This is a genomic window from Aquimarina macrocephali JAMB N27 (assembly GCF_000520995.1).
Taxonomy (GTDB): domain Bacteria; phylum Bacteroidota; class Bacteroidia; order Flavobacteriales; family Flavobacteriaceae; genus Aquimarina; species Aquimarina macrocephali.
Window position 1 is genome coordinate 1 of the sequence record NZ_JACA01000151.1, and the last position, 249, is coordinate 249.

Below are 249 nucleotides of genomic sequence, written 5' to 3' on the forward strand. Positions count from 1 at the left end.
GATTGGAAGATGCAGAAAAAGATAAGGATACTATTCTGGGGGTTATCCAGGGGTGGGGTATTAACCAGGATGGAAAAACCAATGGCATTACGGCTCCTAACACTGAATCACAAATACAATTAGAACAACAGGTCTACGATCAATTTGATATAGATCCGAATAACATTCAGTTGATCGAGACACATGGTACAGGTACTAAGCTTGGAGATCCTATTGAGGTAGAAGGATTACGCAGGTCGTTTAAAAAAT

At 39.8% G+C, this 249-nt stretch carries 1 protein-coding gene; it reads left to right on the plus strand.

The features are described 5' to 3' along the window. On the plus strand, nucleotides 1–249 hold a 249-nt coding region (locus Z054_RS29705; protein ID WP_035093984.1), incomplete at both ends, for a hypothetical protein.